Below are 14,119 nucleotides of genomic sequence, written 5' to 3' on the forward strand. Positions count from 1 at the left end.
TTTGGCCTCAACTTGAGGCTATTTAGCCCATGGGATCAACGTCTAGATCTTGGTCCTATTTTGCCTTTAAAGGAGATTTCCATGTTTAATCAGAACTTGGATAGTAAACCTCAGACATCATTACTAAAACAAGCGCAGCAGACGCTGCGCCTAAGTGTGCTGGCAACCGCCATCGCTTCAATGACTTCTATGAGTGCCATTGCTGCCAATGACACTCAAACGAGCGAGGTGGAAACTCTTGTTGTAACGGGCAGTATGATCGGCCACTCTGAGCTAGAGGATGTAAAAGAATACCCTGGTGCTCGCAACATTTTGACTCAAGATCAAATTAAGAAAACGTCCGCATTATCGATTGACTCGGCGTTGCAAAGTGTTCCAGGAATTAAAGTTCAAGACGAGACAGGCACAGGTGTACTACCTAATATCTCGGTCCGTGGCTTGAAGGCTAGCCGAAGTGGCTATGCTCAATTTCTTATGGATGGCGTACCGCTAACTTTGGCTCCTTATGGCCATACAGGGCAATCCATTTTCCCAGCCACTATGGCAACGCTCGATAGAATAGACATTGTGCGCGGCGGCGCGGCGGTGCAATACGGTCCCAATAATGTCGGCGGCGTGATCAACTTGGTGACTAAACCCATTCCGCATCAATGGCAAACTGAAATCAGTAACCGTTTGACTGTTTTTGAAGATGGTGACACGCCATTAAATGATGTCTATCTGCGAACCGGTGGTTGGCTAAGTGATACCCTTGCACTTCAAGTGGAAGGTAATTTCTTAACCGGTGAAAGCTTTCGCGAGCACTCAGATACCGATGTCACCAACTTCCAAGCCAAGTTGCAGTGGCTACTAAGCGATACTCAAGAGTTGCAAGCCTTTATTCAGCGCTATGATGCTGATACCCAAATGCCAGGCGCTCTAGCGCCAGCCGATTATGACGATGATCGCACCCAATCCAAGCGTCCATATGATGAATATCAAGGAGAGTCGACACGTTGGAGCCTGAAGTATTTGCATGATCTCGCCATTGCTGATGGCGCTGAGTTAGAGATACTGACTTTTGGTCACAATTCAGATCGCTTTTTCCAGTGGGGTTATAGTGAAATTGCTGACGACTGGGCTGACCCATCACAACCTTCAACTCATATCCGTACTTCACCGCGTCAGTTTGAAGTTTATGGTGTTGAGCCGAAATTGGCCGTTTACGTTGCAGGCCCAAGCGTAACGCAAAATTGGATCCTTGGCGCCCGTTACGTAAACGAAGATATTGACTATAAACTGACCCATACTTCAATCGCAGAAGGCTCAACGGAAGTAAAGCGTGATTGGCACCTAGACACTGACGCGTATGCGGGTTATGTCAGTAATGAAATCGGCCTATTTAACGATAAATTAAAAGTCACGCCAGGCATTCGTTATGAATCGGTCAATATGACATTCGATGATTTTGGCAAAGCGACAACTACAGATAATAAAGTCACTGAGTGGTTACCTGGTTTAACGCTTGCGTATAATCTCACCGAGCAATGGGTTACTTACACCAATGCGCAAAAGTCTTTGCGTGCGCCGCAAATATCCAACATTCGTGGCAATGGTGAAGAGGGTAGTGAGCTTGCTTGGAACTATGAGCTAGGCGCTCGTTATACCCAAGATTCCACCAGTTTTAATGTTGCCCTTTATCGAGTTGATTTTAAAGATCAGTTGGTATGGAACCCCACCACAGAATACTTCGACAATGTGGGTAAGACGCTGCATCAAGGGATTGAGCTTTCAGGGCGCTACGTTCCGGAATCTCTACCTGCTTTAAGCTTAGGCGGTGGTTATACCTACTTAGATGCGACACTTGAGGACGAGGGTCCAAACAAAGGTAATCAGCTTGCTTATACCTCCAAACATCAGCTTAACTGGGATGCGACTTATACCTTTAGTAAGCTAGAAACCACCTTGTCTGGCTACTACTTTAGTGATGCGTACTCGGATGATGCAAACACGGTAGATGAAGATTCAATTGGCAAAGCGGGTAAAATCCCTGCCTATATGGTGTGGAACTTGAATATAGGTTCTGATTTGTATAAGGATGAGAGCAGCAAACTTCGGATGAATCTGGGTGTCAACAACCTATTTGATGAAGACTACTATTTCCGAGGCATTGATACTAGCCCAATAGGGCGTTACCCAGCGCCAGGTCGAACTTATATTTTGGATCTTAATTACCAGTTTTAACATTTAAGACGCTGAAACTGTTGACAAATACACAGTCGCCAATACTCTTGGCGACTTTGATGGTTTTAGCGTTAAAGGAAATCTAGCTATGAATAACCACGCTCGACGTTTGTTACCGCATCGATTGTTTCTAAACGCATTTCGGTCTTTGGCTGGGATGCTGCCACATAAGCCATTAGGATCTGTTTTGGCTATGTTGCTGGTTACTTTATCTTCTATTACAGCTTTAGCCAGTCCTAGAGCGATACAAGATGAGCAAGGCGTGTTTGAAATTGATACCACGCCGCAACGTGTTGTGGTGTTGGAGTTCTCTTTTGTCGATGCATTGGCTGCGGTGGGAGTGTCACCTGTCGGCGTCGCCGATGATAACGACGCTTCTCGGGTGATTCCCGCGGTGCGCAAACTCATCAAACCATGGAAATCCGTGGGGATGCGCGCCCAACCAAGCTTAGAAGCGATTGCGGTTTTAAAGCCGGACCTGATCATTGCCGATGCTGAGCGCCACCGCACGGTTTTAAAAGATTTGCAACGAATCGCGCCTACGCTACTGCTTAAAAGCCGCGGCGAAACCTACCAAGAGAATTTGGAGTCGGCACGCAAAATTGGCGCAGCGCTTAATCAGCAGTCTGCCATGGAGCAAAGAATTGAGCGCCACCAGCAAACTATGGCGGAATTTAAGGGGCATTTTTCTCTCAAGCAAACTATTCAATTTGCTGTGGTGTCAGACAAAGGTATGTGGCTACATAGCCCAGCCTCTTATGCCGGTGGCGTGCTGACAACATTAGGGATTTCAAGTCCTATCAAAGAGCAAACCAACAAAGCGTACCTGCCGACCAGTTTTGAGCTCTTGCTAAAAACCAATCCAGATTGGCTACTGTTGGGGGCTTATTCCCATCCTAATGTGATTAATGATTGGCAGAAAAACCCACTGTTTAATCTGCTTACATCGGCAAAAAACAAACGCCTTGTTGAAGTCTCACCTGAGCTTTGGTCACTAAACAGAGGTATGCTGGCCGCTGAGCAAATGGCAATAAACCTTGAGCAGATTTTGGACGCCTCATGAGTCATGGGGTGCTGTTAAACCGCGAGCCTGAAGTTAAGCATAAACACTCGCTGAGTTTTGCTTGGCGAGTCATTTTGTTGGTTAGCTTGGTATCGAGTTTGGCTTTTTGCGGTTACATTGCGTCGATGCTCGGCTGGTCGAGCTTTACACTGACCGCCTCCGATTTGATTGATTATTGGTTTGCGTATGACGAAGCGAATATGACGCACCAGATATTAGCCACGCTCAGAGCGCCAAGAGCTTATGCGGGGCTATTAATTGGCGCAGGCCTCGCTGTGTCAGGCCTTCTGATGCAAGGTTTAACCCGAAACCCTTTAGCGTCTCCGTCAATTCTTGGTATAAACGCAGGCGCCGCGTGTTTTATGGCGCTTGCGTCGGTTGGTCTGCCCATTATCTCTGGGTTAAACCCTATTATTAATGCCGTTTGTGGCGCTTTGCTAAGCGGCATGACTGTGATGCTTCTTGGCGGCTTTTTCTCTGCTCGATCTCACCCTTTGCGTCTAGTGTTAGCTGGCATTGCAATTAGCGCGCTTCTTGTTGGCATTACACGAGCAGCATTGATCCTTGGCGATGATATGGCTTATAGCGTATTGCATTGGCTGACCGGATCTTTATCGACCCTAGACAATAATCAATGGCAGCAGCTTTGGCCGCCAGCATTAGCTGGATTGATATTAGCGTTAGGTCTTGCTCGTAATCTCAACCTATTGGCGTTGGGGGATGAGGTTGCGATTGGCTTAGGCAGTAATATCTGGTTCACTCGCGTGTTAAGTGGGGCAGCAATTGTATTGTTGGCTGGTTCAAGCGTCGCCATTGCTGGCCCGATTGGTTTTGTTGGCTTGTTAGTTCCTCATTTGGTCAGGCCGATTGTTGGTCACAACTATCATTTATTGATTCCTATTTCAGCACTTGCTGGCGCCGCTCTTGTGGCATGGTCAGATGCGATATCACGAGCCATTGCTTTTCCGACCGAAACGCCTGTTGGGGTGATCACTGCTTTACTTGGCACGCCATGTTTCATTTTGCTTGCGATGAGGAGAGCCTGATGCATCACAGGACAAAGCTATTTTTCTTATTTGGCCTACTTATGCTAGTGGCAGCCACAGGTCTGTTTGTGGGCGCTGCTTCGCTGAGCGTGTCACAAGTCATTGAACACTTGTTTGCATTATCAAGCGATGACTTTGTTATTCACCAGTATCGATTGCCACGCGCTCTTCTTGCAATTAGTGTCGGCGCTGGTCTTGGACTCTCTGGCGTATTAGTGCAAGGAGTGATACGCAACCCCTTGGCTTCTCCTGATCTGATGGGCATTAGTGCAGGAGCCGGTCTTGCTGCCACCACTTGCTTAGTTCTGTTTCCAAGTGCGCCAGTGAATATCTTGCCTTTAGTTGCTATGTTGGGTGGCATTTTAGCTGCGGGATTGATTGTATTATTGGCTTGGTGGTCGCAACCAACGCCGGCAAAACTTGCCCTAATTGGTATTGCTGTCAGTGCGTTTCTGACAAGCGGAATCGACTTTTTGCTTATCACCAACCCTCTAGAAATCAATACAGCTATGGTATGGCTCACCGGCAGTCTTTGGGGTAGAAATTGGCAGCAAGTGCCTTTTATTTGGGGAGCCTTGGCCATGTTATTGCCGTTTGCTTTTTGGCTAGCGTGGCGTATAGATGTTATGGGCCTTGGTGAAGAAAGTGCAACCACGCTTGGAACAAACCCAAAGAGCGTTCAGACTTTTGCGCTTCTGGCTGCGGTTTTGCTTGCTAGCATTAGTGTTTCTGTGGCCGGAACCATCAGCTTTATCGGGTTACTTGCGCCGCATTTGGCTCGCTTGTTGTTTGGGCACAATCATAAAATGTTGATCCCAGCTTCCGCGCTGCTCGGCGCTATTTTAGTCACATTTGCCGATGGCCTCGCTAGAGGTTTACAACCGCCGATTGAACTACCTGCAGGGGTACTTACTTCTGTGATTGGCGCACCTTATTTTATTTTTCTTCTTTATCGTTATCGAGGTTGGTAACCATGCTTGAAACCAAGAATCTTTCTGTCGCGTATGGAAAACAAACCATTATTGCCAATCTTTCTATGTCTATCCCCAAGGGGAAGATCACTGCTTTAGTCGGGCCAAACGGGTGCGGTAAATCGACCTTGTTGAAAACGCTTGTCAGGATTAATAAAGCCAAGTCAGGCGAAGTGCTTCTGGAAGGCAAAGCATTGTCTAGTTATGGCGATAAGGCCCTTGCGCGCTCCTTGTCCCTGTTACCACAAATTTTAGTTAACCCTGAAGGTATTACGGTTCGAAAATTGGTTGAGTATGGGCGTTCACCCTATGTTTCTCATTGGGGAAGATTGGCACAAGATGATAAAGATATTGTTGAGCAAGCCATGTGTGATACTGGCGTGCTGGAGTTTGCTGATAAACCAGTAGATTCTTTGTCAGGAGGTCAAAGACAAAGGGCATGGATTGCCATGGTGGTAGCGCAAGATACGGATGTTGTGATGTTCGATGAGCCCACGACCTATTTGGATATGTCGCATCAGGTTGAGCTAATGAAGTTGATCCAGCAGATGAATGCCAAGGGGAAAACTGTGGTTGTGGTGTTACACGATCTCAATCAAGCATGCCGCTATTGCGATCACCTAGTGGTGTTAAAAAAAGGGGAAATTGTAGAGGAAGGCTCACCTGATGAGGTGATGACGCAAACACTTCTTAATGATGTTTTTGACTTAAAAGCCAATGTGTTCCGAGATCCTATTTCCAATACGCCTATGTGTGTAGCGATTTAGCAAGCTTATATATTGAAATTGTTATAGTTTTTCTTTATTTATCTATCGAATAAATAATTGTTTTTACTATGATTTTTATCATAAACCCTAAGTTTCTGTTCAGATCTTAAGCGTTGTGAGCTTTTTACTATTGATAGTGTGCTTTTAATTAGGTGATCTATCACTTAGTGATGACGAAAGCATTAAGCGGGCAAAAATACTGCTACTGTGTTTTTTATTTACAGTGGCAGTGTACTTATATGCGTTATCAATCCTCACCTGGCGATTCCAGCGAACAAAGACAAGAAACCACCAGAGAACGTGCAGAGCGTCAACGTTTAGAACGAAGAGCAGAACTGACATATACCGCAAGTGATGAAAAGCGTTGGGCGGAAAATCGCGAGAGAGTGCTCCGTGAAAGGAGAGCCTCTGAACCTCAAAAGCCGCCAGAGAAAAAATCACGGCCTGAAGATGATGCAAAAAAAGATTTGTATTTTATTGGTTATCATGGCACCAGTGAAAAGTCAGCAGTGAACATCATCAACACTGGAGTGCGCAGGGAATGTTTACCACCAACTGGACAAATTGGTCCTGGCTTTTATGTGGCTAAGGTGAAAGGGAAGTTACCTGACTGGGGAGCATCGCTTGCAACCGAGCCTGAGCGGTCTCAAGAGATAAAGAAAGCAAAGCAAGAGATGACGACTTGGCAAAGAATGTTGAGTTATGTTTCGGGGAATTATCAAGAGCCTGATTTTAGTGACAAAGCAAAAAAAACGATTTTAAAAATCTATTCTACACAGCCACTTAAGCAGTGTAAGTGGAGTATCATGAACCCGCCAGACTTAAGTGTTTGGCAAGCAATACTCGATGATGCTCCATCTTCGAGAAGTGAAGCGCTTGATGACTTAATAAAAGAGCGCTCTGTTTGGCTACAAATGGTTGTTGCACCTGACGAGTTACCCTTCCTAGTTGCTTTTCGTGATGACGGAAAAGCGGAGCAACCCACTCACTGGAAGGCTAATGAAGCGCCGTAGTCGATTTGGATAATATGTACTAATTCAGACCTGATCTGACAGTTACCCGCTTTTCTATCGGTGACTGTCAGTTTAGATTTGAGCTAAATTCTTTTCTGCCCAAATCGATTTTCCATCAAGCAATGTCTCAAGTGGTGTTCTACCACAGCACATTTTCCCCTGATGAGTTCGGTCATTGTTGTAATAAATCATCCATTCGTCCAGATCTTTTTGTAATTCCTCTAGCTCAGCGCATCGTCGCTTTCAAGAGTGGCGAGAGGCAGGTGTCTTTGAGCGGTTTTGGCAAAATGGCCTGATTTACGAAGGTGTTGATTGGCGTTCTATATCAATGGATGGCTGCCAAACAAAAGCGCCTTTAGCGGGCTCAAAAAAACAGGAAAGAACCCAACAGACAGAGCAAAACAAGGCGTAAAACGCAGCTTATTGACGGATGCTACTGGATTGCCACTTGCCGTTGTCAGCGATGGTGCCAACGTTCACGATATCAAATTGGTACTTCACACTTTAGATGCATTAGAGTGTTATCGACCACAGTTACAAGTACCGCTGTATTTAGACAAAGGCTATACAGGGCAATGGTTACATGATGAGTTGGTCGCTTTGAACAACATTCCTCATGTTCAATCACGTGCTGAAGAGGCTGCGAGCTTAAAACAATCGAATGATTTTAAGGCTCATCGTTGGGAAAAGAAAATCGAAAACTACGAGGCCATGCTGCATTTTGCTTGTGGCCTCATTGTATGGAATAAATCCCTTTTGGGATAGGTTCTTAGTAAGTTCTACTTTTGCAATTGACTGAGGTAGAGAAGGTAAAGAGCAGGCTCCATCTGTTCCTCTTTGAGAAATTGTGTCGGGAATCGCAGATATATTGTTTGTTAATGGCATAGTTAACCTTTTTCTTATCTATTGATAATTAGGCAAATATGCGGCCGTGGTTATAGGTTGCGATAGTGAGTTTTTATGAAAAACTATCACTAGTTTTTTCATTATTATCAGGGTGATTATTTTGTTATTTCTGTAAGTTATGTTTCTATTTTTAACTATTTTCATATAGAGGTCGAGTATATTGTTATAAAAATACGTACGTTTAGGAGTTATTCTTTAAGCAAGAATATGATCTTGTTGAGGTAAGCCTTTTGTATGTTTTTGCGCCGTATCAATACATTAGTGTTGGAACGCATTAGTTAGAATCAGATTTACTAACCATATCTCTTCATTCTTCCATATGGTAAATTTGTAATTGATATGTTTGATATTTACTAGTTGGAGCTATCAAGCCGATGTTTTACGCGAGATGTTTTTTGTTGTGGTTCGCGCTACTTCCCCATGTGGTTTTTGCTTTGGGTAATACCAATAATGAGTCTTTTAGCAAGGCCAAACGTTTAATGCAGCAGGAAATTTTTGTTGGAGACTCATATCAGCGCACTCTTTACTGTGATGCGTCGTTTAATATGAACAAATATGTATCGCTTCCTGAGGGGTTTAGGACAGATAAATACCGTGGTCGATTAAACAAATGGGAAGCAGAGCATATCGTGCCCGCAGAAAATTTTGGGCGAGCTTTCTCTGCATGGCGAGATGGTCATCCTGATTGCATAAACAGCAAGGGTAAAGCTTTTAAAGGTCGCAGCTGTGCATCGAAGGTAAGCAAAGATTATCGTTTAATGCAGGCTGACCTGTTCAACTTATATCCTGCAATTGGTAGCGTTAATGCGCAAAGACAAAATTATAACTTTGTAATGTTGCCTGAAGAAGCATCAAGCTTTGGCAGTTGTGATATGAGAGTCACAACCCGAAAAGTACAACCGCCCGAAAAGGCGCGGGGAAGAATAGCGAGAGCTTATCTTTATATGGAAGCGGTTTATCCTATTTACCAAATGAGCCGTTCTCAACGCAGTTTAATGAAGGCTTGGGATAAGCAACACCCAGTGACTCAAATCGAATGTGAAATAGGTAAAAGAATAAGTGCTGTTCAGCACTCATCTAACCCGATACTTGAGCAGAGATGCCCAGTATAAATAGAATAACCACCTCTGATAGGGAGGTGGTTTTTAGTCGATTAAATTTCTTACCAAGATAGTTAGAAAGGGCTTTCAATCAGGTAGTCAAAGTTAGGACTTTGGTTACCCGCTGTATCAAACCCGTACACACACACTTTAAGTGGTACAGATTGGATACGGATAGGGTTTCTTCTGTATTGAATATAACGAGCATCATCACAGTCAATCTCATCAGGTTTGCCCCAGGCTAACCAGTAGTCAGAGTATTCGGGAACCATAAAGATAGGCTCGAAGCCCATGGGCGTCACGTTAAGTATCGGCTTGGCCGTAGGTGGTGTATTGTCGACCTGAACTTGAACGACACTTGGCTCGCTGGCATCGTCATTTTCCCCTATAATGCAGTATTGATGAATGCCTTCTTTGCTAACGTCTATCTCGGTTTCACTAAAGTTGACTTGACTTGCGTCTATCGGATCGCTGTAACCTGATAAGTCTTGACAAGTTTGAGTATCATCAAACAACAAGATGTTCTTGTATCGAATCTTACTGGAACTGATTACTGTAAACTGCCACTCTTGGTTTCCAGAGTTTTCACCGCTAAAGATATAAGGGTAGTTAGTGATACTGATACCACTGGGCTTAGGTAATGGACAGCCTGGGTTATTTAATGAGAATGTTCCATTTGAATTGAAACATTGATTAAGATCTTGAATAGGAACGACGTAATTCTTGTTTTTCTTAACGTGAGCGCCTTCTTCATCAACTGCGCAAGGGTTGCCGCTATAGCAAGTTTTTCCAACAGCAGTATTGGTGGTGGTATTAATCAGTCCGACCATGTCTTGATTATCATCAAATACGGGAGACCCCGAACTTCCAGAAGAAATCCCTTGGCAGTTGTTTTCATTAAAATCATACCAATGCCAGTATCCTTCAATCACATTAAACGTATCCCCAGATTCACAGTATGATAGTTGTAACGCGTTGACATCTATGGGAACGCCAGCAATGGTGATTGCAGACTCCGTAGGTAATGAGTTTTGTGAAATTTGATACGGAATCAGGCCTTGGTCAATCAACTGAGCGACGGTTTGGTCTGATGATAACACAGAGATATCCAAGCCTTTCATGGTTGAGTATAAGACTTTATTGATGCCTACCGATATGGTCTCTTCAGCGTCGATAGAATCTTGGAAATAGTTAAACTCTGCTGTGTAGTCCACGGACTTATTTGTGGTTATATCGTTACCTGCTGACGAGCTAAAAGCGTTTTGACTACAGTGTCCATTTGAAAGGAAGGTCGCCGGGGCGTTTAGGTCGTTGCTAAATTGTACAAAGGACACGGTACAAGTCATGTCACCACTTAGTTTGCCTATCGAGCGATAGAATGAGTTTCCGCCACTTTCCGGTATTTCAGTACCTTGGTTCGCCAAGACAAAAGGAGAAGTAAAGCAGAGGGCGGCGATGTAAAGTATATTTTGTTTCATTAATATACCTCTATAATTGAGATTGTTAAGAATGAATAAATCTATGAATATGCGATGGGCGCATTCTCATAGCTGATGGGTTTTAATTTTTAAATGTGTAAAGCTCTGTTGTTCGCTTACGTGTAACTATATACAGTGCGCATAAACATTGATGTGATATGTATATTTATGTTACGTACATGGATAACCTAGCTCTATTCACCTTTGATCACTTCATTCCGCTGTTCAATAGGGTTCTTTTTGTGTTTTGGAATCGATCCAGGCTTTTTTCTAGTCAAAACCAAGTTATGACGTTTGATAAGCCGCCATTTTAGAAAGGCTACTTTGAATAGGCATACGTAAGATAGTTCTTCGAAGCTCGCTGTAAACCGAGCCTCGAAAATGCAGACTAGACCATCTCTTTACCTTCTTTTTTGGCTTTGCGCATGTCTTTGTATAGGCTAACGCATAAAAGCACCATAATACCAAGTGCTATGAGGGGCCAAATCAAGACATATAGGGTTAATGCTAGGCTTGACATTGAGGTACTCCTTCAACTTCTTTGCTTTGATTTTCAGATTGGTTAAAGGACACAACATCGTTACCTATACTGGTAAAATCAAAGTGTTCTTTTGACCTTAAACTTAAAACCACGCATGCTAATGCGCTGGCACCATAAGCGGTCATTGAACTTAACAATACCGGATAATGACGCAGAGCATCTAATGCAAAAGGTGTGATAATGATAAACGCCATCCCACCAAGTATGCAGGCTGCTTTAAAGCCAAAGAAGCCGAAAGCCATCAAGCCAATAACGACGCCTCCTCCTGCTGATGCCAACCATTCAAAAAACAACGCTGCCAGGCCTTGTAGCTCGATAATTTGAAACCGAGTAATAACGAACATTCCAAAACCAACAATGGCGGCGCTTGTGAACGCTAAATTGTTCACTTTATCCCAGTATAGGCTGGCGATAACAGGGAAAACGATAGCGCCCCAGAGCGCGCCAACAAAAACAAGCATGGTAAGTATGTCGAACTTTAAGCATGCGAATAACATGGCCAAAAAGGTAGCGCTTACCATAGTCAAGCGGCCAATAAATAGCATGGTTTTAGGTCTGACCTTGCCTCTAGATAGGTGTTTACCGTAGATATCTGTCATCACAAGTGCAGAGAGAGCAGAAAGATCTGAGTCAGCCGTTGAGGATAGAGAGCCAATCACCATAATGAAAAACAAACCAACCAAGAATGGAGACAAGTAGGTAGCAGCCATTTGTGGGATTAGGTTGTTGTAGTTGCCGTCTTGAGGAGTAATACCAGCAAGTAGAGCGAGAAATCCTAGCATACCCAGCCCAATTACAATTGAGCCATAGCCCAAAGTGGCGGTGATAAATGTTGGCTTTAATAGGTCCTCTCTAACCGCAAACAGGCGCTGAGCTATGGTTTGATTACCGATAGCATACGCCAATACAGCCACAAAGTACGGAGCCCCTTGTTCTAGTATTGCCGTTTGCGAATAGAAGCTAGATTGCTCAGCAGTGAGTAATGACATGCCTGATTCAAACAAAGTGCTACCACCAAGTTTGAAAAAGATAATAGGTATGATTATCACAGCGGCAAAAATCATAGCGATAACTTGGCCAAAATCTGTTGTCACTGATGATCGAAAGCCAGACCAAATAGTGTAGCTAAGCACCCCGAGGCCAGCAATGATAACTCCATGAATAAAGCTCAGCGGGGATAATATCTCCAAGAGTGCGCCTGCCGCAGTGAAATTGACGGTCAGGCTGATAAGGCTTCCTACTATATTGGAACCTGCCATGATCATTTGGCTCGAGCTTCCATGTCGAGCATGCATGATTTCTGCAAGAGTGTGAGCTTTAGGAGCAATTTGTCTGAACTTTTTACCAAATGGGTAAATAAAGAAAATCATCAATGCTCCCCAAAAACCATAATGAAGAGCACCCGATAAGCCATATTTATAGCCAGAAGTCGCAGCGGCGTAAAAGGAAGCCGCCCATATCCAAGTGGCAGTCATACTCGCTGCTGCCATACCGAATCCAATTGAATTATTCGATACCATATAGCCATCAACATTTTCTTCTTTTCTGGCTAAGGTGAGTGATATTAAAAAAGTTAGGCCGTAGAAACACAGCAATAGCAGCAATGCTGTCTGGGTCGACATTTGATACATCTATTCTCCTTACTTCTCTCAAAGAGAAATGTCAGGTTAGAAAAGTGAGTTCTAGAGCGAAGTCTAGAACTCACCATGTTTCTAGCTGTTTGTAATCATTACTTTTAATGCATTATGTTTTTCTGCATTAATAAAGGTATCGTAGGCTTTATCTGTTTCACTCAGTGGGAAGTGGTGCGTGCAAAGTTTTTCTGGATGTAGGTGACCAGCACGAATTTGCTTAATAAGAGCAGGCGTGGTGTAGGTGTGTACAAGGCCGGCTGTCATAGTAAAATTACGTTTCCACATATCTTCTAGGTTGATAGTCGCAGATTTTCCATGAACACCCAATACAGCGATATTCCCACCAGGGCGTACTAGCTTTTGGGACATATCCCAACCTGCAGGAATTCCTATCGCTTCAATCACAACATCTACGCCGACATCGTCGGTAATATCTAGTACTTGATCAACGGCGGTATTTTCAGAGTTATTGATGGTATGAGTTGCGCCAAGCTCTTTGGCGGCGTCTAATCGATGGGGGTTATTATCGATAGCATATATCTTACTAGGCGAGAAAAATTTGGCAGTCATTAAGGCGGCCAAACCGACAGGACCACAGCCTATGATGGCCACTGAGTCTGCAGGTTTTAGCTTTCCATCTAAGACCCCAACTTCATATCCAGTTGGGAAAATATCGCTGAGAAAGACTAAAGATTCGGAATCTATATCCTCTGGAGCATGAAACAAACTGTTATCGCCATAGGGTATTCTGACATATTCAGCTTGGCACCCATCGATTTCATTTCCTAGTATCCAGCCGCCATTTATACACTGACCAAACTGAGATTTCTGGCACATTGAGCAACTACCACAGGAGGTAATACAAGATATAATTACCCGGTCTCCAGGTTTGTATTTACTGACTCGACTGCCGCATTCTTGTACGACCCCTACGCCTTCATGACCAAGAATCGTGTCACTTTTAAATGTTGAAACATTACCTCTTAATATATGTAGATCAGTACCGCAAATCGTCGTCTTTTCAATTTTAACAATAACGTCACTATCATCAATTAAAGTCGGTTTAGGTCTTTCTTGAAGAGAGTGATTGCCTTGAGCGTCCATAACATAAGCTTTCATTTTACTTCACCTTTTCGATAATGAAACTAGCCAAACTATTAGTATTGCTTTGATTTTATATTTAAATCGGCAATAAAGTTATTTATAACTATAAATTTCCTTGTTAGTAAAATATCTTAATATAGCTGTATTTTTTCGGATTATTGCATAGGAAAAATAAAAGTAAACGTTTGCTGCCAAATAAAGCAGTCTGGTCATACCAGTTATTTTTATTATTGTATTTAAATGGTTATTTATTTTTTATTAGTGTTATTTGGA

11 protein-coding genes and 2 pseudogenes are annotated in these 14,119 nt (G+C 43.5%); 8 read left to right on the plus strand and 5 right to left on the minus strand.

Translation table 11 applies throughout. The annotated features are described in order from the left end of the window. Positions 1 to 81: 81 nt before the first annotated feature. The 6 genes from FIV01_RS05185 to FIV01_RS05215 all read left to right on the plus strand — a co-directional run bounded on the left by FIV01_RS05185 (position 82) and on the right by FIV01_RS05215 (position 7,083). Positions 82 to 2,223: a TonB-dependent receptor family protein gene (locus tag FIV01_RS05185; protein WP_152430040.1), complete on the plus strand. Its 2,142-nt coding sequence runs from the start codon at positions 82 to 84 to the stop codon at positions 2,221 to 2,223. Positions 2,224 to 2,311: 88 nt separating this feature from the next. Further along, complete coding sequence (locus tag FIV01_RS05190; RefSeq protein WP_152430041.1) at positions 2,312 to 3,286, plus strand: Fe(3+) dicitrate ABC transporter substrate-binding protein; 975 nt, start codon at positions 2,312 to 2,314, stop codon at positions 3,284 to 3,286. A gap of 125 nt (positions 3,287 to 3,411) precedes the next feature. Beyond that, on the plus strand, positions 3,412 to 4,332 hold the full coding sequence (locus tag FIV01_RS05195; RefSeq protein WP_246210445.1) for a FecCD family ABC transporter permease: 921 nt from the start codon (positions 3,412 to 3,414) through the stop codon (positions 4,330 to 4,332). Then, a complete protein-coding gene (locus FIV01_RS05200) occupies positions 4,332 to 5,303 on the plus strand; it encodes a FecCD family ABC transporter permease (protein WP_152430043.1) in 972 nt (323 codons plus the stop codon). Before FIV01_RS05195 ends, FIV01_RS05200 begins: the two co-directional genes overlap by 1 nt. A gap of 2 nt (positions 5,304 to 5,305) precedes the next feature. Further along, positions 5,306 to 6,070, plus strand: a complete 765-nt coding sequence (gene fecE / locus FIV01_RS05205) for a Fe(3+) dicitrate ABC transporter ATP-binding protein FecE (RefSeq protein ID WP_152430044.1) — start codon at positions 5,306 to 5,308, stop codon at positions 6,068 to 6,070. 239 nt (positions 6,071 to 6,309) lie between these two features. Continuing rightward, entirely contained in the window at positions 6,310 to 7,083 is a 774-nt protein-coding gene (locus FIV01_RS05215; protein ID WP_246210427.1) for a hypothetical protein, read from the plus strand. 72 nt (positions 7,084 to 7,155) lie between these two features. Here FIV01_RS05215 and FIV01_RS05220 read toward each other — a convergent pair. Next, positions 7,156 to 7,308, minus strand: a pseudogene (locus FIV01_RS05220) (IS481 family transposase); the annotation flags it as partial. Here FIV01_RS05220 and FIV01_RS05225 point away from each other — a divergent pair. Together FIV01_RS05225 and FIV01_RS05230 are read left to right on the plus strand one after the other, a co-directional pair. Beyond that, positions 7,301 to 7,848: pseudogene (locus tag FIV01_RS05225) on the plus strand (IS5 family transposase); the annotation flags it as partial. The pseudogenes FIV01_RS05220 and FIV01_RS05225 overlap by 8 nt on opposite strands. Positions 7,849 to 8,387: 539 nt before the next feature. Further along, positions 8,388 to 9,101, plus strand: coding sequence for an endonuclease (locus FIV01_RS05230; RefSeq protein ID WP_246210428.1), 714 nt, complete (start codon positions 8,388 to 8,390; stop codon positions 9,099 to 9,101). A 62-nt stretch (positions 9,102 to 9,163) separates the two neighbouring features. Here the strand turns inward: FIV01_RS05230 and FIV01_RS05235 are convergent, their stop codons facing one another. The 4 genes from FIV01_RS05235 to FIV01_RS05245 all read right to left on the minus strand — a co-directional run bounded on the left by FIV01_RS05235 (position 9,164) and on the right by FIV01_RS05245 (position 13,861). After that, the gene (locus FIV01_RS05235; protein ID WP_152430046.1) at positions 9,164 to 10,567 is read right to left on the minus strand and encodes a hypothetical protein; all 1,404 of its coding nucleotides are present in this window, start codon (positions 10,565 to 10,567) and stop codon (positions 9,164 to 9,166) included. A gap of 388 nt (positions 10,568 to 10,955) precedes the next feature. Continuing rightward, on the minus strand, positions 10,956 to 11,087 hold the full coding sequence (locus tag FIV01_RS20670; RefSeq protein ID WP_216649458.1) for a putative transporter small subunit: 132 nt from the start codon (positions 11,085 to 11,087) through the stop codon (positions 10,956 to 10,958). Next, positions 11,075 to 12,739: a sodium:solute symporter family protein gene (locus tag FIV01_RS05240; protein ID WP_152430047.1), complete on the minus strand. Its 1,665-nt coding sequence runs from the start codon at positions 12,737 to 12,739 to the stop codon at positions 11,075 to 11,077. Before FIV01_RS05240 ends, FIV01_RS20670 begins: the two co-directional genes overlap by 13 nt. A gap of 81 nt (positions 12,740 to 12,820) precedes the next feature. Then, positions 12,821 to 13,861: a zinc-dependent alcohol dehydrogenase family protein gene (locus tag FIV01_RS05245; RefSeq protein ID WP_152430048.1), complete on the minus strand. Its 1,041-nt coding sequence runs from the start codon at positions 13,859 to 13,861 to the stop codon at positions 12,821 to 12,823. Positions 13,862 to 14,119 lie beyond the last annotated feature (258 nt).

Source organism: Vibrio aquimaris (genome assembly GCF_009363415.1).
In the GTDB taxonomy this organism is placed as follows: domain Bacteria; phylum Pseudomonadota; class Gammaproteobacteria; order Enterobacterales; family Vibrionaceae; genus Vibrio; species Vibrio aquimaris.

What these genes read in the sequence shown, in the direction of transcription:
- FIV01_RS05240 (WP_152430047.1), bottom strand. Translation starts at nt 12,739, where the DNA reads ATGTATCAAATGTCGACCCAGACAGCATTGCTGCTATTGCTGTGTTTC.
- FIV01_RS20670 (WP_216649458.1), bottom strand. Translation starts at nt 11,087, where the DNA reads ATGTCAAGCCTAGCATTAACCCTATATGTCTTGATTTGGCCCCTCATA.
- FIV01_RS05245 (WP_152430048.1), bottom strand. Translation starts at nt 13,861, where the DNA reads ATGAAAGCTTATGTTATGGACGCTCAAGGCAATCACTCTCTTCAAGAA.
- FIV01_RS05200 (WP_152430043.1), top strand. Translation starts at nt 4,332, where the DNA reads ATGCATCACAGGACAAAGCTATTTTTCTTATTTGGCCTACTTATGCTA.
- fecE (WP_152430044.1), top strand. Translation starts at nt 5,306, where the DNA reads ATGCTTGAAACCAAGAATCTTTCTGTCGCGTATGGAAAACAAACCATT.
- FIV01_RS05195 (WP_246210445.1), top strand. Translation starts at nt 3,412, where the DNA reads ATGCTCGGCTGGTCGAGCTTTACACTGACCGCCTCCGATTTGATTGAT.
- FIV01_RS05185 (WP_152430040.1), top strand. Translation starts at nt 82, where the DNA reads ATGTTTAATCAGAACTTGGATAGTAAACCTCAGACATCATTACTAAAA.
- FIV01_RS05215 (WP_246210427.1), top strand. Translation starts at nt 6,310, where the DNA reads ATGCGTTATCAATCCTCACCTGGCGATTCCAGCGAACAAAGACAAGAA.
- FIV01_RS05235 (WP_152430046.1), bottom strand. Translation starts at nt 10,567, where the DNA reads ATGAAACAAAATATACTTTACATCGCCGCCCTCTGCTTTACTTCTCCT.
- FIV01_RS05190 (WP_152430041.1), top strand. Translation starts at nt 2,312, where the DNA reads ATGAATAACCACGCTCGACGTTTGTTACCGCATCGATTGTTTCTAAAC.